Source organism: Arsenicicoccus sp. UBA2120 (assembly GCF_002330965.1).
GTDB lineage: Bacteria > Actinomycetota > Actinomycetes > Actinomycetales > Dermatophilaceae > Arsenicicoccus > Arsenicicoccus bolidensis.
In genome coordinates this window covers 37,469-54,380 of sequence record NZ_DCYC01000030.1, presented here as the reverse complement: position 1 = coordinate 54,380, position 16,912 = coordinate 37,469, and the positions used below count along the sequence as shown (strand labels likewise).

10 protein-coding genes and 1 pseudogene are annotated in these 16,912 nt (G+C 73.4%); 7 read left to right on the top strand and 4 right to left on the bottom strand.

Annotated elements, in window-relative coordinates; translation table 11 throughout:
• Positions 1-85: 85 nt before the first annotated feature.
• Both B2P18_RS03830 and B2P18_RS03825 read right to left on the bottom strand, forming a co-directional pair.
• A complete protein-coding gene (locus B2P18_RS03830) occupies positions 86-5,683 on the bottom strand; it encodes a carboxyl transferase domain-containing protein (protein ID WP_286955934.1) in 5,598 nt (1,865 codons plus the stop codon).
• Positions 5,684-5,756: 73 nt separating this feature from the next.
• Positions 5,757-6,875 (bottom strand): DUF3866 family protein, encoded by a 1,119-nt coding sequence (locus B2P18_RS03825; RefSeq protein WP_286955933.1) that lies wholly within the window; start codon positions 6,873-6,875, stop codon positions 5,757-5,759.
• Between the two features lie 43 nt (positions 6,876-6,918).
• On the opposite strand from B2P18_RS03825, the gene B2P18_RS03820 reads away from it, so the two are divergent.
• The 6 genes from B2P18_RS03820 (at position 6,919) to B2P18_RS03795 (ending at position 14,357) form a co-directional block, all read left to right on the top strand.
• Complete coding sequence (locus B2P18_RS03820) at positions 6,919-7,950, top strand: helix-turn-helix transcriptional regulator (RefSeq protein ID WP_286955931.1); 1,032 nt, start codon at positions 6,919-6,921, stop codon at positions 7,948-7,950.
• On the top strand, positions 7,947-8,972 hold the full coding sequence (locus tag B2P18_RS03815) for a helix-turn-helix transcriptional regulator (protein ID WP_286955930.1): 1,026 nt from the start codon (positions 7,947-7,949) through the stop codon (positions 8,970-8,972). The genes B2P18_RS03820 and B2P18_RS03815 overlap by 4 nt, the downstream gene beginning before the upstream one ends.
• Before the next feature lie 158 nt (positions 8,973-9,130).
• Positions 9,131-9,487, top strand: coding sequence for a Sec-independent protein translocase subunit TatA (tatA, locus tag B2P18_RS03810; RefSeq protein ID WP_286955929.1), 357 nt, complete (start codon positions 9,131-9,133; stop codon positions 9,485-9,487).
• Between the two features lie 20 nt (positions 9,488-9,507).
• The gene (gene tatC, locus B2P18_RS03805; protein ID WP_286955927.1) at positions 9,508-10,338 is read left to right on the top strand and encodes a twin-arginine translocase subunit TatC; all 831 of its coding nucleotides are present in this window, start codon (positions 9,508-9,510) and stop codon (positions 10,336-10,338) included.
• A 54-nt stretch (positions 10,339-10,392) separates the two neighbouring features.
• Entirely contained in the window at positions 10,393-13,272 is a 2,880-nt protein-coding gene (locus B2P18_RS03800) for a DEAD/DEAH box helicase (protein WP_029212395.1), read from the top strand.
• Positions 13,273-13,478: 206 nt separating this feature from the next.
• A complete protein-coding gene (locus tag B2P18_RS03795) occupies positions 13,479-14,357 on the top strand; it encodes a DUF3152 domain-containing protein (RefSeq protein WP_286955924.1) in 879 nt (292 codons plus the stop codon).
• A 369-nt stretch (positions 14,358-14,726) separates the two neighbouring features.
• On the opposite strand, the gene B2P18_RS03790 is transcribed toward B2P18_RS03795, so the two are convergent.
• Positions 14,727-15,683, bottom strand: coding sequence for a 5'-3' exonuclease (locus tag B2P18_RS03790; protein WP_286955922.1), 957 nt, complete (start codon positions 15,681-15,683; stop codon positions 14,727-14,729).
• Positions 15,684-15,768: 85 nt separating this feature from the next.
• Here B2P18_RS03790 and B2P18_RS03785 point away from each other — a divergent pair.
• Positions 15,769-16,194 (top strand): annotated as a pseudogene (locus B2P18_RS03785) (Lrp/AsnC family transcriptional regulator); the annotation flags it as partial.
• A gap of 94 nt (positions 16,195-16,288) precedes the next feature.
• Here B2P18_RS03785 and ybaK read toward each other — a convergent pair.
• Positions 16,289-16,774, bottom strand: coding sequence for a Cys-tRNA(Pro) deacylase (gene ybaK, locus B2P18_RS03780; RefSeq protein ID WP_239266418.1), 486 nt, complete (start codon positions 16,772-16,774; stop codon positions 16,289-16,291).
• Positions 16,775-16,912 lie beyond the last annotated feature (138 nt).

Genomic DNA, 16,912 nt, shown 5'->3' with positions numbered 1-16,912 from the left:
AAACCCTCACGATCTTTGTGGTTGGGGGGTGTGTGGGGAGGGCGGGCGGTCGGCATACGGCCGGGTCTGAGGCCCCCCAGCAAGCTCAGCCCCGAGAGGCCCAGCCCTGCAAGGCGGCGATGATCCGCGGGCGCAGGTCGGCCGGGGCCACGACCTCGTCGACCGAGCCGACCTCGACGGCGCGGTGGATGCTGTGGACCGCGTCGAACTCCGAGGCGACCTCGCCGAGCTTCTCGGCGCGGACGTCGCGCCGCGTCTCGACGAGCTGGGCGGCCAGGTCGGCGTGCTCCTCGCCGGTGGCGGCCGACAACCGCTGCTCTAGCTCGGCCACCCGCGGGTCCTTGGCCGCGCGCGCGTCCACGTCGCGGCTGAACACCACGGCGGCGGCCGGCGCGCCACCGAGCACCGAGGCGTAGGACCCCTCGACGGCCAGCACCCGCATCTGCGGGTTGAGGGCCTTGGAGAACACGACGAACGCCCCGCCGTGGTAGCGCGAGATGACGCAGAACACGATCGGCCCGTCGAAGTTGACGATGGCGCGGCCGATCTCGGCGCCGTACTCGAGCTGCAGGTTGCGCAGCGACTCCGGCGAGCCGTCGAAGCCCGACAGGTTGGCCAGGACGACGACCGGGCGGTTGCCGCTGGCGCCGTTGATCGCCCGGGCGACCTTCTTGGACGACCGGGGGAACAACGTGCCGGCGGTGTAGGTGTCGGGGCCGTCGGTGGGAGGGAAGCCGCGGCGCGGGACGGCCTTGGACTCGATGCCCACCAGGCAGACCGGGATGCCGCCGAGGCGCGCGTCGTAGACCACGGAGGTCTCGGCGTCCGCCATCCCGGCCCAGCGCTCGAGCGTCGCGTGGTCCTGGTCGGCCACGGCCGCCATCACCGTGCGGATGTCGAACGGCTTCTTGCGGTCCGGGTTGGTGGCGGGGGAGAAGATGTCGCCGACCGTCGTGAACCCGGAGTCGATCGGGTCGTGCGGATAGGTCGTGACGTCGCGGTCGACCGGGTCGGTGGTCGCGGCGACGCGCGGACCGCTCTCGCCGGGGGCGACGTAGGCGTGGTCGTAGTGCGTCATGAGGATGCCGAGCGCGCCGGCGAGGTCGGGCGCCCAGTACTGCGCCTGGCCGTTGGGGCCCATGATCCGGTCGTAGCCGCCGATGCCGTAGTTGTCTTCGGCCGAGACGCCGCCGGAGAAGTCCAGGGACTGCTTGCCGGTCAGCACCATCGCGCTGTCCGGGGTCATGACGAGGATGCCCTTGGTGTGCATCAGCATCGTCGCCTCGGCGTTCCAGTACGGCTGCGCGCCGACGTTGATGCCGGCGACGACGACGTTGATCTCGCCGCCCGCCTGGGTGAACTCGACGATGCGCTTGAGCGCGCGGGCCACCCAGTCCATGTTCTCCGTGCCGGAGTCCATCGAGATGCGGGCGCCGGCGGACAGGGCGAACCACTCGACGGGCACGCCCATCGACTCGGCCAGGTCGAGCGCGGCGATGATGCGCATGCACTCCGCCTCGGAGACCGCACCGAGGGCCCGCAGCGGGTCGCCGCACAGCAGGACCCGCTTGACCCCCTCGGGGTGGCGCGTGGTGGGGGTCGAGATGACGCCGACGATGATGCCCGCGCGGTTGAGGCCGTAGGGACGGTCGACCGGCACCAGCGCACCGGAGTCGTCGAGGTCGTGCTCGGTCGCGGTGCCGCCGGGCCCCGCGATCAGCGACTGCAGCTCGTAGGGGTAGGCCATGCCACGACGGCGTGCGGTGACGACCTTGCGGGAGTAGTCGTCCAGCGGCTTGAGCCGCTCCTCGGGCGGCCCCTCGATGGAGGTGACGACCCCGGACCCCGGCTGGTAGTGGAAGCGCGCGGCCATCGGCATGGTCTCGCCGCCACCACCGGGCAGCGCCACGGTGCCGTCCAGGAGCACCTCCTCGACGCCGGCGCCGGCCGTCATCGGGGCGATCGTGCGCTTGAGGGTCGTCAGCTCCTCGACGTCACCCTCGATGGTCGGCCAGACGTGGACCCACACGTGGTTCATGTCGAGCCGGGTCCCGGCGGGGCCGCTGCTCGTGCGGGCCCGGCGGATCGCGTCCAGGCAGCCGGCGATGGCCCGCTCGACGTGCGGCAGCCCGGTGACCCGGCCCTGCTCGTCACGGACCACGGCGAGCTGTCGCACCTGCGCCATGGCCACGAGGCGCACGTCGGTGTCGTTGCCCCGCGCGACGCAGCGATAGAGCAGGACGTCCTCGGGCGCCTCGAGGCGGGTCACGTCGAACTCCGTGAGGCGCCACAGGTTGAGCCGTCGCCCGACCATCGGGTGCACGCCGCGGACGAGCTCGTCCTCGACGACCGACCCGGCTGAGCCATCCGTGACGGCAGCGCCGGCAGGATCGTTGTCGGCGGGACGGAAGGTCAGGTAGCGGACCGGCTCCTCGCCGTCGCTGCACGCGCCGACCGCGACGCGACGAACCCCGCGGCCGAGGTCGAGCCCGGAGAGCCGCTGCACGAGCTCGGCCGAGAGCTCGTCGAGCGAGGCCGGCGCGTCGTCCCAGCGCAGGTAGAGGTCGACGACGCTCTGCTGACCGGCACCGGCCTCGGCGACCTCGGAGGCGATGTCCTGGACCAGGTCCGAGCCGGGACGCAGGTCGTCGACCCGCCCGATCGTGGAGACCAGGTGGGTCGGCCGGTCGTCGATGGTGTAGTCCGCGACGACCAGCGGACGCCCGTCGATGCGGATCTCGCGGAAGTCGCGCATGTCGTGGCCGCGGTAGTGGCGCTGGGCCAGCACCGTCAGCATCGGCTCGGAGGACGGCAGCTCGGGGCCGGACAGCCGCTGGGCGAGGAAGCGGGCGATCCGCTCGGGGATGCGCACCAGCGCGTCGATGTGCTCGTCACGCTCCGGGCCCTCCGGGAGCTCGGCGATGCGGGCGATCTCGTCGGCCACGCCCCCGAGCACGCCCTGGCGCTCGGCGTCCACCAGGGGCTGGTCGAACCACCGGAAGCGCACGCTGCGGGCCAGGTCCCCGACGACGGGGATGCGCAGCTGGGTGGCGCGCACGAGGTGGTCGAGGGCTGCGCGGGCGCGGGTGTCCCCGGGTGCCTCGGGCACCGGATCGGTGAGCCACCGCCGCAGCAGCGCGGTCACGACCTGCAGGTCGGGGGTCGACCGCTGCTGCGCGACGAAGACGCGGAAGACGGCCTGCTCGAGCTCGTCCCCGTGCTCCAGGTCGGTGACGCCGTAGCGACGCAGGACGGCCCCGAGGCGCTCCTGGAAGTCCTCGGGCAGGCCGGCCCGGACCGGGTCCAGGCTCTGCAGATAGGTGTGAAAGTGCTCGCGGGGGCTGTGGATGCGGTTCTCGAGGTGCAGGTCGTCGCCCGCGGGACGGTTGCGGGACAGCTCGGCCAGGTCGGCGAAGGCCTCGAGCAGCTCGACCTCCGCGGCCACCGGGCTCTCGCCCCGGGTCGCCTCCTCGTCGCGGACCGCAAGGTATGACGCCAGCACCCGCCCCTCGTCGCGGGCGTCCACGTCGTAGCCGAGGATCAGCGCGAGCAGGTCGCCGCGCAGCCGGCTCGCGCGACGGTGCGGGTCGGCCCCGCCACTGGCTCTCGCGTCGACCGTGCTGCTGTCGACGTCAACGTCGGGCAGGTCCAGGTCCACGCCCGGCAGCTCCTCCGCGGCGGCCTCGTCGCCGTCGCCGACGGGCTCGAGGCGCACGAGCGGGGTGCCGGTCTCGACCTGGCTGCCGACGGACACGAGCAGCTCCCTGACCCGGGCGGCGAACGGCGCGGGCAGGACGGTCTCCATCTTCATCGACTCGAGCACCAGCACGGGCGCGCCCGCGGCGACCTCGTCGCCCACCGACACCGGGGTGGCGACGACCAGCGCCGGGGTGGGGGAGCGCAGCACGCCGCCCTCGTCGAGGCTGATCCGGTGGGTGACCCCGTCGACCTCGACGAGCTGGATGGTGCCGTGCGAGGCGGTGATCAGCCGGTGCTCGCGGCCGCTGACGGTGATGCGGGCGGCGTAGTCGTCGATGCGGTCGAGCTCGGCCTCGACGGCGTGCTCGCCGGCGGGGGAGGTGACGGTGACGCGGAACCGGTGCGGCGCCACGCGCGACACGGTCAGCGTGTAGGCCGTGCCGCGCAGCGTGAGCTCGACCTTGCGCCCCGGGGCGTGCTGCAGCTGGGGGCGGCCGCCGCGCGCCGTCTCGAGCAGGCGAGCGCGGGCGATCGCCTCGTCGGCCTCGTAGGCCTGGATCCCGGCCGCCACCAGGGCGACCCCGGCGTGACGGTGGCTGCTGAGCCGGCCCTCGCCGCGGACCCGGTCGATCCAGCCGGTGTCGGCGCTGCCGTCGATCACCTCGGGGGCGTCGAGCAGCTCGAGGACGAAGCTCTTGTTGGTGGCGCCGCCCTCGATGACGACGGTGGTCTCCTGCATGGCGCGGCGCAGGCGGGCGAGAGCCTCGTCCCGGTCGCGGCCGGAGGCGATGATCTTGGCGATCATCGAGTCGAAGTCGGCGGGGATCGTGTCGCCCTCGGCGACACCCGTGTCGACGCGGATGCCGGGGCCCGCCGGCAGCTCGAGCAGGGCGATGCGGCCCGGTGACGGCGCGAAGTCGCGGTCGGGGTCCTCGGCGTTGAGGCGGGCCTCGACGGCGTGGCCGCTCTCGACGGGCCGCTCGCCCTCGAGCCGACCGCCGGACGCGACGTGGATCTGCAGGCGCACCAGGTCGGTCGCGGTGGTGACCTCGGTGATGGAGTGCTCGACCTGCAGGCGGGTGTTGACCTCGAGGAAGGCGAAGAAGCGCTCGGTGGGGTGGTAGAGGAACTCGACGGTCCCGGCGCCGCAGTAGCCGACCGCGACGGCGAGGCGCTCGGCGCTGGCCTTGAGCTCGGCGACCTCGTCGGGGGAGAGGACGGGGGAGGCCGACTCCTCGATGACCTTCTGGTTGCGGCGCTGCACCGAGCAGTCGCGGACGCCGAGCGCCCAGGCCGTGCCGTGCGAGTCGGCGATGACCTGCACCTCGACGTGCCGCGCGCCGGTGACGAGCCGCTCCAGGAAGACGACGCCGGAGCCGAACGCGCGGGCCGCCTCGTCGCGGGTGCGCTCGTAGGCATCGGCCAGCTCGGCGTCGGAGGAGACCTTGCGGATGCCGCGCCCGCCACCGCCGGCGGTGGCCTTGAGCATGAGGGGGTAGCCGATCTCCTGGGCGGCGGCCACGGCGTCCTCGAGGGTGTCGACGCCGCCGCGGCTCCACGCCGCGACCGGCACGCCGACCTGCTCGGCGATGAGCTTGGAGCCGATCTTGTCGCCGAGCTGACGCATGGCCTCGGGGTTCGGCCCGATGAAGGTCACCCCGATCCGCGCGCACAGGTCGGCGAAGGCCGGGTCCTCGGCGACGAAGCCCCACCCGACCCAGGCGGCGTCCGCGCCCGTCTCCAGCAGGGCGCGCTCGAGCACCGCGTGGTCGAGATAGGGCCGGTCGGCGGCGGGTCCGAGGTCGTAGGACCGGTCCGCCTCCCGCACGAACATCGCCCGGCGCTCGCCCGTCGTGTGCAGGGCCACCGTCTCGATCCTCGGCTCGGCGGACCCGGGTCCGCGGGACGCGTTGAGGTCGCGGACCGCATGGATGAGGCGCATGGCGGCCTCGCCACGGTTGACGATGGCGATGCGGGTGAACATCAGACGGCTACCTCCGAGCGGCACGGTGTGGCAGAGGCCACGCATTCTCCCGGAGGCTAGTCACTGTGGGGGGTTACTCGCGCGTCGGGATGCGCGTGGCGGCGTGGCGACCTGCGACCGCGGCGGCCAGGAAGGACGCCCGGTCGTCCTGCAGACCGCGCCCCATGGTGCTCAGCCGGACGGGGGACGTGGCCAGGGCGGCGTCGAGCCGGTCGGTCGGGACGTCGACCGGCGTGAGCCGCCCGCCCGAGCCCGCGCACAGCTCGTGCGCCTGGCGGCGCACCTCGCGACCGGTCTCGGTGTCCTCCTGGGGGATCGGCACTTCCGCGGGCACCAGGGCGACCCGGCCGTATGCCGTCACGCTGTGATGGCTGACGCCGCGATGCCGCGGGCGCGGGTCGGCCTCGGACACCCGCAGCGAGGCCACCGCGACGCCGCCGAGCGTGTGGGCGGCGTTGACCGCCTCGCCCGCGCTGGTCCCCGAGAAGCCCCAGCGGGTGCCGGTGCCGAGGTTGCCCGGGCCCTGCGCGACCACGGCGACGTCGGCGCCGACCACGAGCCGCGCGGCGAGCAGCCCGGTGTGGACGTTGACGGCCTCCAGGTCCCCGCCGTAGGCCTGGCCCACCGTGATGCAGGACGCCAGCCAACCGGCCTCGCGCAGACCCGCGACCGTCCGGCTGAACCTCGCGGGCAGCGCGCCACCGTCCGTCATGACATAGGCGACGACCGCGTCCGGCCGCTCGGCCCGCAGGCCGGCCAGGACGGCGGGCACCGCGGAGTGCAGGTCGGCCGTGACCACCGGCATCCCGTCGATCGAGTCGGCGTCCGCGAGGAGCACGTGGTGCGGGCTCTCCTGCTCGTCGACGCCGAGCACCATGGCCTGCAGCGGCGTGTAGCGGGCCTTGACGACGTGCCCGGGCCCCGGGGGCGGGTCTTCCGGCATACGGTCCGGGTCGGCGACCACGAGGGCCAGGCCACCGGTGCCGAGACCGCGCTCGAGCGCGGAGACGTTGAGCAGGACGGTGTCGCCCACCTGCGGGCGGCCCACGAGGTCGACGTAGGCGAGGGCCCGACACGCGGTGCCGGAGGCGGCCGCCTCAGCCCCCTCCTCGAACACAGTTACGGCATACTCGACTGCGCCGGGCCACTCGGCCCGGACGGCGTCGACTCGGGCGCTGCGCCAGCGGATCACGGCGCCAGACTAGTGGCCGGACCATCGAAGGGAGGGGCACGACGTGGCTCCTGCGCGGACCCCCATCAGCTCCGCCAAGACCGAGCGGCTGCTCAACCTGGTCATCTGCCTGCTCTACACCCGGCGCGCGCTGCCCAAGTCCAAGATCCGCGAGGCCGTCGCGCAGTACGGCGCGGCGCTGTCCGAGGACGCCTTCAACCGGATGTTCGAGCGCGACAAGGACGAGCTGCGCGAGCTCGGGATCCCGCTCGTGACCGAGGACATCGACCCCCTCTTCGACAACGAGGAGGGCTACCGCATCGACCGGCGCGAGTACGCCCTGCCCGAGGTCGCCTTCGAGCCCGACGAGATCGCGGTGCTCGGGCTCGCCAGCCGCACCTGGGCGCAGGCGTCGCTGGCCGGGCCCGCCGCCCGCGCGCTGCGCAAGCTCGAGGCGGCCGGCGTGGAGCGCGACGACTCCTCGGTGATCGGGCTCGAGCCGCGCGTCCGCACCGCCGAGCCCGCCTTCGCCCGCGCCAAGGACGCCGTCCTGCAGCGACGCCCGATCCGCTTCGACTACCGGCGCTCGGGGACCGGCGCGCTCACCACCCGCCACGTCCAGCCGTGGGGGATCGCGGCGTGGCACGGCCGGTGGTACCTCACGGGCTTCGACACCGACCGCGACGCACCCCGCGTGTTCCGCCTCGGGCGGGTCGAGGGACCCATCGCCTGGGCCGGCAAGGCCGGGTCGTATGCCGTGCCCGCCGACCACGACCCGCTGGGGTCCATCCGGGCCCAGGCCTCCGAGCGCCCCGCGGTCACGGCGACGCTGCGCGCCCGCCAGGGCGCGGGGCACGCGCTGCGCCGCCGCGCCGGGCAGACCGGCCCGAGTAGTGGTGCCGGTGGTGCTGGTGGTGGCGAGGCCGGGACCGGCATGACTGGCGGGTGGGACGAGATCGAGCTGCCGTGCACCGACACGGAGCGGCTCGCCGACGAGCTCGCGGGCTATGCGGCGGACGTCGAGGCGCTGGCGCCCGCCGAGCTCCGCGAGGCCGTCATACGCAGACTGACCGGGGCGCTGGAGGCGAGCCGATGAGCGCCAGGGATCCCCGCGGCAGCGTGGACATGAACGAGTCGGCGACGGCGCGGCTCAGCCGCCTGCTCACGATGGTGCCGTGGCTGCTGACCCACCAGGGCGTCGAGATCGACGTCGCCGCAGCGGAGTTCGGCGTGTCCGAGGCCCAGATCGAGGCCGACCTGGCCCTGCTGTTCCTCTGCGGCACGCCCGGCGGCTACCACGACGACCTGATCGACGCGCAGTGGGAGGACGGGCAGGTCTACGTCTCCAACGCCGACACGATCGCCCGCCCGCTGCGGCTCGGGGTCGACGAGGCGCTGTCGCTGATGGTGGGGCTGCGCGCCCTGGCGGCGGTGCCGGGGCTGGGGGAGCGCGACGCCGTCGACCGCGCCCTGGCCAAGCTCGAGGCCGCCACCAGCGAGGTGTCCGGCGTCGCCGCGCAGGCCGCCCAGATCAGCGTCGACATGCGCGTCGAGGCCGAGGGCGACGGCGCGGAGGGCGAGCGCCTCGAGGGGCGGCTGTCGGCGCTGCGGCAGGCGCTCGCCGGGCGTCGCCGCGTCCACCTCAGCTATGTCGTGCCGAGCCGCGACGAGACCACCGAGCGCGACGTCGACCCCATGCGCCTGGTCAACGTCGACGGGCCGTGGTACCTCGAGGCCTGGTGCCACCGGGCGCAGGACGTCCGCCTCTTCCGCCTCGATCGGATCGCCGAGCTGGAGGTCCTCGACGTCGACGGCACCCCGCCGGCCGACGCGCGCCCGCGCGACCTCGACAACGGGATCTTCCGCCCCGACGAGCTGTCGTTGCGCGTCGTCCTCGACCTCGACCAGCAGGCGCGGTGGGTGCGCGACTACTACCCGTGCGAGTCGGCGCAGGAGCGTGACGGCGGTGGGCTGCGCGTGACGATCGCGACGAGCGACACCGCCTGGCTGCGGCGGCTCCTGCTGCGGCTCGGCGGCGCAGCACGCGTCGTCTCGCCGGACGAGCTGCGGGCCGAGGTGCGGGAGGGCGCCGAGGCGGCGCTCGCGCTCTATCGCTGAACCGTGCCCTGCCGGTGAGCGGTCGCCATCCCGGTGACGCCCTGCCGTTGCCGCATGTTCACCGGCGTTGGTCGTCCTCGGGGTTGACACCCGTAGGATGACGGACCAGGACCTCTCGTCCCTCGTAGGCAGACCCACTGGAAGGCTGGTCGACCCCGATGATCCGCAACGCGTTCGAGCCCTGGCACCTGATCATTCTCGTGCTGGTGATCGTCATCGTCTTCGGGTGGAAGCGGCTGCCGGACGCCGCCCGCAGCCTGGGCCGGTCGATGCGCATCTTCAAGTCCGAGGTGTCCGAGATGAAGAACGACGGCGAGCGCGACAGGTCGAGCACCACGGTCGACGACGAGCTGGCCGAGCCGCACCGCACCACCACGACGACGAGCACCACGCAGACGACCCAGCCGGTCCCGCCCGCGCAGGGTGCCTCGTCCGCCACGTCCGGCGACGAGTTCGTGGTCATCGACGGCGTGCGCTACCGCCGCGAGCCCGGCGACACCGCACCCCGCGCCTGAGCCGGGCGGTCGCCCAGCGCATGGCCCGCGAGCAGTCGACGCGTCCCGGCATCCGCCGCCGGGGACGCAACCCCGAGGGGCGGATGTCCCTCGGTGACCACCTGCGCGAGTTCCGCAACCGCATCCTCATCGCCGCCCTGGCGGTCGTGCTGGCCTCGATCATCGGCTGGATCTACTACGACCCCCTGGTGTTCCGCCTGCAGGAGCCCCTGCGGATCAGCGCCGCCGCACGGCGCGCCAACGTCATCCTGTCCTTCCCCGACATCACCGGCGCCTTCTCGCTCAAGCTCAAGGTCGCGGTGTTCGTCGGCACGATCGTCGCCAGCCCGGTGTGGTTGTGGCAGATCTGGGCGTTCATCGTCCCGGGGCTGCACAAGCGCGAGAAGCGCACGGCCCTGGCCTTCATCACCGCCGCCGTCCCGCTCTTCCTGCTCGGCTGCTGGGGCGCGCTCTACGCCCTGCCCAAGGCGATCGAGGTGCTGCTCGACTTCACCCCGATCGGCGCGTCCAACATCCTGCAGGCGGACTACTACCTCACCTGGGTCACGCGGTTCATCCTGAGCTTCGGCCTGGCCTTCCTGCTGCCGGTGCTCCTGGTCGCGCTCAACGTCATCCACGTCCTGCCCGCGCACATCATGCTCAAGGGTTGGCGGATCGCGGTCGTCCTCATCTTCACCTTCGCCGCCATGATGACGCCGACCCCGGACCCGTGGACGATGTTCGCGCTGGCCCTGCCCCTGTGCGGTCTCTACTTCGCGGCCTACGGGGTGGCGAGGATCATCGACGGCCGGCGCGCGCGGTGCGAGCCCGACTACAGCGACCTCGCCGACGACGAGGCCAGCCGGCTGTGACGCCGGGCGCCGTCATACGAGGGCCTGTCGGTCCTGTCGCGTAGCCTGCTGGACATGGCGCAGCACCCACATCTGGACACCTTCACCGCGAGCTTCCCGTTCGAGCTCGACGCGTTCCAGCTCGAGGCGTGCGCGGCGGTCGAGGACGGGCACGGGGTCCTGGTGGCCGCCCCCACTGGGGCCGGCAAGACGATCGTGGGGGAGTTCGGCGTCCACCTGGCGCTGGCCACGGGGCGCAAGGCGTTCTACACCACGCCCATCAAGGCGCTGTCCAACCAGAAGTACCACGACCTCGTCGCCCGGCACGGCGCCGACCAGGTCGGGCTGCTCACCGGGGACTCGTCCGTCAACGGCGAGGCCCCCGTGGTCGTCATGACCACCGAGGTCCTGCGCAACATGCTGTATGCCGGGAGCTCGTCGCTGCACGGCCTCGGCGTCGTCGTCATGGACGAGGTCCACTACCTCGCCGACCGGTTCCGCGGCGCCGTGTGGGAGGAGGTCATCATCCACCTGCCCCAGGCGGTGCAGGTGGTCTCGCTGTCGGCGACCGTCTCCAACGCCGAGGAGTTCGGCGCCTGGCTGGGGACCGTGCGCGGGGACACCGCGGTCGTCGTGTCCGAGCACCGGCCGGTGCCGCTGTGGCAGCACATGATGGTCGGGCGCGAGCTGTTCGACCTGTTCGTCGACGACGGCGGCGCCATCCTCGGCAAGGACCGCGACTCCCACAACCGGATCACGGACGAGATCGTCAAGGTCAACCCCGACCTGGTGCAGCGGCTTCAGTCGCTGGAGCGGTCGTCCTACGCCGCCGGGCGCGGCATGCGCAGCACGAGCCGGGCCAACGACCCGTGGGGCTCGCGCGGGCGCGGTCGCGGTCGGGGTGGGCCCGACTCGGAGCGCCCTCGCGGCGGTGGGCCGGGCGGTCAGTACTCAGGTGCGGGCGGGGGTTCCGGTGGCGGCGGGGCGCGGGGCAGCCGACCGGGCGGCGCGGCCTCGCGGGCCGAGGTCATCGCGCGGCTCGACCGCGGCGGGCTGCTGCCGGCCATCACCTTCATCTTCAGCCGGGCGGGCTGCGAGGGCGCGGTCGCCCAGCTGCTCGCCCAGGACGTCCGGCTCGTGCCGCCCGAGGAGGGGCGCCGCATCCGGCGCACGGTCGAGGAGCGGATCGCCGGGGTGGCCGACGAGGACCTCGGCATCCTCGGCTACCACGACTTCGTCGAGGCCCTGAGCCGGGGCTACGCCGCGCACCACGCGGGGATGCTGCCGACCTTCCGCGAGATCGTGGAGGAGCTGTTCACCGCCGGGCGGATCCGCGCGGTGTTCGCCACCGAGACGCTCGCGCTCGGCATCAACATGCCCGCCCGCACCGTCGTGCTGGAGAAGCTCGTCAAGTTCAACGGCGACGCGCACGTCGAGCTCTCCCCGGCGGAGTACACCCAGCTCACGGGCCGCGCCGGGCGCCGCGGGATCGACATCGAGGGGCACGCCGTTGTCGTGTGGTCCCGCGGCATCGACCCGCTGGCCGTGGGCGGCCTCGCCTCCACGCGCACCTACCCGCTCAACTCGTCCTTCCGACCGACCTACAACATGGCCGTCAACCTGGTCGAGCGGGTCGGCCGCAGCGAGGCCCGCGACATCCTCGAGACCTCGTTCGCGCAGTTCCAGGCCGACCGGGCCGTGGTCGGTCTCGCGACCCAGGTGCGGCGCAACGAGGAGGCCCTCGAGGGCTACCACGAGGCGATGACCTGCCACCTCGGCGACTTCGAGGAGTACTCCGCGCTGCGCGAGCAGATCCGCCAGCTCGAGAAGTCCATGGCCCGCGAGCGGTCCTCGTCGCGGCGCGCCGAGATCGAGCAGTCGCTCGAGGACCTGCAGCCCGGGGACGTCATCTCGCTGCGCGAAGGCCGCCACACCGGCATGGCGATCGTCGTCAACGCCAACACCGCGGGGCGCAACAACCCGCCGACCCCGCTCGTGATCAACGCCGACGGCCGGGCGCGACGCCTGACGGTCCACGACGTCGACGCGCCCGTGCGCCCGGTCACGACCCTGCAGCTGCCGCGCAACTTCAACGCCCGCAACACCAAGATGCGCAAGGACCTCGCCTCGACGGTCCGGGCCAAGGTGCCCTACGAGCCACCGCCGCGCGGCAAGGGCCGGCGCCCGGGGTCCGACGGCGAGGGGGGATCGTCCGCGGGGGAGCAGGCGGTCGCCTCGCTGCGCCAGCGGATGAAGTCCCACCCCTGCCACCAGTGCCCCGAGCGCGAGGACCACGCCCGCTGGGCCGAGCGCTACCACCGGCTCGCCCGCGAGACGCACGGGCTGCGCCGCAAGGTCTCCGGCCGCACCAACTCCGTGGCCCGGCAGTTCGACCAGATCTGCGACCTGCTGTCCGAGCTCGGCTACCTCGACCCGGCGGGGGAGTCGGTCACGCCGAGCGGGCAGATGCTGCGACGCCTCTACTCCGAGAAGGACCTCCTGGCCGCCGAGTGCCTCGCGCACGGCGTGTGGCAGCGGCTCGACGGTCCCTCGCTGGCGGCCACCGTGTCGGCCCTCGTCTACGAGCCCCGCCGGGACGAGACCGACCCCAAGCCGCGCACCCCCAACGCCGACGTGGCCGAGGCCTACCAGCAGATGGTGCGGCTGTGGTCGACGATCGCCGACCGCGAGGCCGCCGGCCACCTGCCCGAGACCGGCCAGCCGGACGGGGGCATGCTCTGGTCCGTCCACCGCTGGGCCTCCGGCCAGGCGCTCGAGGTGTGCCTGCGCGACTCCGACATGGCGGCGGGCGACTTCGTGCGGCGGTGCAAGCAGGTCGTGGACCTGCTCGGCCAGATCGCGACCTGCGCCCCGCAGCCCGCCCTCGCCGCCACGGCCCGCGCCGCGATCGACCAGGTGATGCGCGGCGTGGTCGCCGCCGACCGCCTCGACTGACCCGCCGCGGGCAGAGGCATCGACCGGCCTTCGTTCAGCGGGCTGATGGGACGGAGGCCGGCTGATCCGCCTGCCCGACCCGTATGACGCGAGCCCGGTCCGTATGACGCGAGCCCCGCCGGATGGCGCGAGCCCGACCGGATGGTCCGGCACCTCGGGCGGCGTGGCACGGGGCCCGACCCGACCGACCTGCCTAGGCTGAGCGAGTGACAGCCCCGCAGTCGCCCACACCCCGCAGGCCGGCGCTCCGCCTCACCCCGCGTGGCCGGGTCGTCCTCGTGGTCCTCGGCCTCGTGGTCGTGCTCGCGCTAAGCCTGCTCGTCCGCAGCTGCACCGCGAAGCCTGCTGGCACAACGACATCCACCGCAGCCGCCACCGCAGCGGCGGCCGGGACCGCAGCACCCTCCGCGGCGGCCGGCTCGTCCTCGTCGCCTGGGGATAGCCCGTCCTCATCACGTAGGGCCAGCACGTCGACGCCGACGACCACCTCGACCAGCAGCGCCGCCACGACCGGGCCGACGAAGGCCGCGGGCGGCGGCATACGACGCTCGGGAGTCAAGGGCGACGGCACCTGGACGGCGGCACCGACCGCGGTCAAGCCCGCACGTCAGACACCCAGCGTCCACCGGTATGCCGTCAAGGTCGAGGGCGGCACCGGCATCGACGCGGGCGCCGCGGCGCGCGAGATCGCCGGTGTGCTCAACGACCCGCGCGGGTGGATCGGCTACCGGGGCGCGTCCTTCGAGCTGGTGCCGGACGCGACGCAGGCGGAGTTCACGATCTATGTGGCCTCACCGCCGACGACCGACCGCATGTGCCTGCCGCTGCAGACCCTGGGGCGGTGGAGCTGCCGGCACGGCGACGACGTGATCCTCAACTCCGACCGCTGGACCCTGCAGACGCCGACCTTCACCGACGTCGCGACCTACCGCGCGTACATGGTCAACCACGAGGTGGGGCACTTCCTCGGTCACGGGCACCGGCAGTGCGGCGGCGAGGGCGAGGTCGCGCCCGTCATGATGCAGCAGAGCAAGGGTCTGGCCGGCTGCCAGCCCAACGCCTGGCCCACCGCCGGCGAACGCTAGCTCCCGCAGACCGCGCTGGTGGGACCGGCGGGATCCGGGACTCGTGAGTGGGCGCGTATGGCGCCCTCCCGGCAGTCCGAGCAACCAGTTCCGCCCTCTCACCGGAATCGCCCACTCGCGTGCGTGGCGCCCACCAGCACCGGTGGCGCCCACCAGCACCGGTGGCCTGCTGCAGCGCGCCACCAGGCAGCGCCGTCACCACCCAGACCGGAACCCGCCACCGGGACCAGATCCCACCAACGGCCCGTGGTCGGCAGCTCGTGAGAGGGCAGCTATGGCGCCCTCCCGGCAGTCCGAGCAACCAGTTCCGCCCTCCCACCGGAGTCGCGCAAGCGCCGGAGTCGCGCGGGCGGTGCGAGCGCGGCGCGGTCAGAGGATGTGCAGCGCCGACAGGACGCGGGTGAAGCTCGACGCCACGCCCAGCTCGTCCGCGACCACCGACATCAGCCGCACGTCCGCCACCTCGGTCGGCAGGCGCAGCGAGCCCAGCGTCACCCCGGGCAGCGGCGCGTCGTGCGCGACCCGCACCACGCGGGGCGCGACGTCGAGATAGGCCGACGCCTCCTCGAGCCGGGTGCGGCGGGCGCCCTTGATGGCGGGATTGCCACCGTCGACGGCGGCCCGCAGTGCGGGCAGGTCGCCATACTGCTGGATCAGGGCGGCGGCCGTCTTGTCGCCGATGCCCTGGACGCCCGGGAGGCCGTCGCTGGTGTCGCCGCGCAGCACCGCCATGTCGGCGTAGGCCGCGCCGGTCGGCACCCCGTGCTTGGTCGCGAGATAGGCCTGGTCGATGACGTCGGCGTCGCGCACGCCGCCGCGCGCGGTGTAGAGCACGCGCACCCCGGAGGCGTCGTCGACGAGCTGGAAGAGGTCGCGGTCGCCGGTGACGATGTCGATGGGGAGCTTGCGGCGGTGCCGGTGGACCAGCGTCCCGATGACGTCGTCCGCCTCGTAGCCCGCCGATCCGACCCGCGAGATCCCCAGCGCGGCAAGGGAGTCCACGATGGCCGGCACCTGTGGGGCCAGCGCCTCGGGGGTGTCCTCGGAGTCCGGTGACCCGTCGGCGAGGCGGTGGGTCTTGTAGGTCGGGATGGCCTCCACGCGGAACGCCGGACGCCAGTCCTCGTCCCAGCACGCGGCCAGGTGGGTCGGGGCATAGGTCGTGACGAGCGTCGCCACCATGTCCAGGAAGCCCCGCACCGCGTTGGACGGCGGCGAGTCCGGCGTCTTGCGACGGTCCGGCACGCCGTAGAAGGCGCGGTAGTAGAGAGACGCCGCGTCGAGCAGCATGAGACGAGGGCTCGCGGAGTGGGGAGGCGGCGTCATGGGGTCAGTCTGCCGGATCTCGGCGCCGCCGTCCGGATGCTCGGGGCATCCGGCCGAGAGCCCCTGCGGCCGCTAGTGTTGCGGGATGGAGTCTGTCGACCAGCAGATCGTCGCGCACCTGTCCCGCGACGGCCGCATGTCCTACACCGACCTGGGCAAGGCGACGGGGTTGTCCACGTCGGCCATCCACCAGCGCGTGCGACGGCTCGAGGAGCGCGGGGTCATCACCGGCTATCGCGCGACCATCGACCCGGACTCCGCGGGGTTGCCGCTGGCGGCCTACATCTCGATCGCGCCGCTCGACCCGACCGAGCCGGACGACATCCCCGACCGGCTGCGCGACGTGAGCGCGATCGAGGCGTGCCACTCGGTGGCGGGGGACATGTCCTACCTGCTCAAGGTGCGGGTCGCCACGCCGCACGAGCTGGAGGAGCTGATCGCGCTGGTCCGCTCGCGCGGCAACGTCTCGACGCGCACCACGGTGGTCCTGTCCACCTCCTGGGAGGGTCGGTCGGCCAGCGGTGGCGGTATGCCGGGCCGCTCGGCGGGCGACACGGCGGCCGCGACGGCGACGTCGGGCACCTCGCCCGGTGACCGCGACGACGTCAGCGAGCGATCGGAGCCGTGACCGCGCGGGTGACCGCGACCAGGTCGGCCGGCGCCAGCTCCAGGTCGAAGCCCCTGCGCCCACCGCTGACGAGCACGGTGCTCTGCTCCACGGCGGACTGGTCCAGGACCGTGGGCAGGGCGCGCTTCTGACCGACGGGGCTGATCCCGCCGACGACATAGCCCGAGCTGCGTTCGGCCGCAGCGGGATCCGCCATCACCACCCGCTTGACGCCGAGGGCGTGCGCCAGGGCCTTGAGGTCCAGCTGCCGGTCGACGGGCACGATGCCGACGGCCAGCCCGGACCCCGTGTCGACGAGCAGGGTCTTGAGGACGCGCGCGGGGTCGACGCCCAGCGCCTCGGCCGCCTCGAGCCCGAACGACGCCGCCGGGTCGTGGTGGTAGGCACGCACCTCGTACGCCACGCCCGCCCGGTCCAGGGCGACCGTGGCGGGGGTCCCGGACGAGGCGTGCTTCTTGGCCATGCCCGTCACTGTATGCCGCAGCCGCTCGCCTCCACGCGGTGATCTGCGTGGCGGCGAGCGGCTCCGTCATACGGCCCGAAGACCCGCCGGGGGTAAAGGCATCGACCTGGCGAACGAAGGCCGGTCGATGCCTCTACC

What these genes read in the sequence shown, in the direction of transcription:
- B2P18_RS03830 (WP_286955934.1), bottom strand. Translation starts at nt 5,683, where the DNA reads ATGTTCACCCGCATCGCCATCGTCAACCGTGGCGAGGCCGCCATGCGC.
- B2P18_RS03815 (WP_286955930.1), top strand. Translation starts at nt 7,947, where the DNA reads ATGAGCGCCAGGGATCCCCGCGGCAGCGTGGACATGAACGAGTCGGCG.
- tatA (WP_286955929.1), top strand. Translation starts at nt 9,131, where the DNA reads ATGATCCGCAACGCGTTCGAGCCCTGGCACCTGATCATTCTCGTGCTG.
- tatC (WP_286955927.1), top strand. Translation starts at nt 9,508, where the DNA reads ATGGCCCGCGAGCAGTCGACGCGTCCCGGCATCCGCCGCCGGGGACGC.
- B2P18_RS03800 (WP_029212395.1), top strand. Translation starts at nt 10,393, where the DNA reads ATGGCGCAGCACCCACATCTGGACACCTTCACCGCGAGCTTCCCGTTC.
- B2P18_RS03790 (WP_286955922.1), bottom strand. Translation starts at nt 15,683, where the DNA reads ATGACGCCGCCTCCCCACTCCGCGAGCCCTCGTCTCATGCTGCTCGAC.
- ybaK (WP_239266418.1), bottom strand. Translation starts at nt 16,774, where the DNA reads ATGGCCAAGAAGCACGCCTCGTCCGGGACCCCCGCCACGGTCGCCCTG.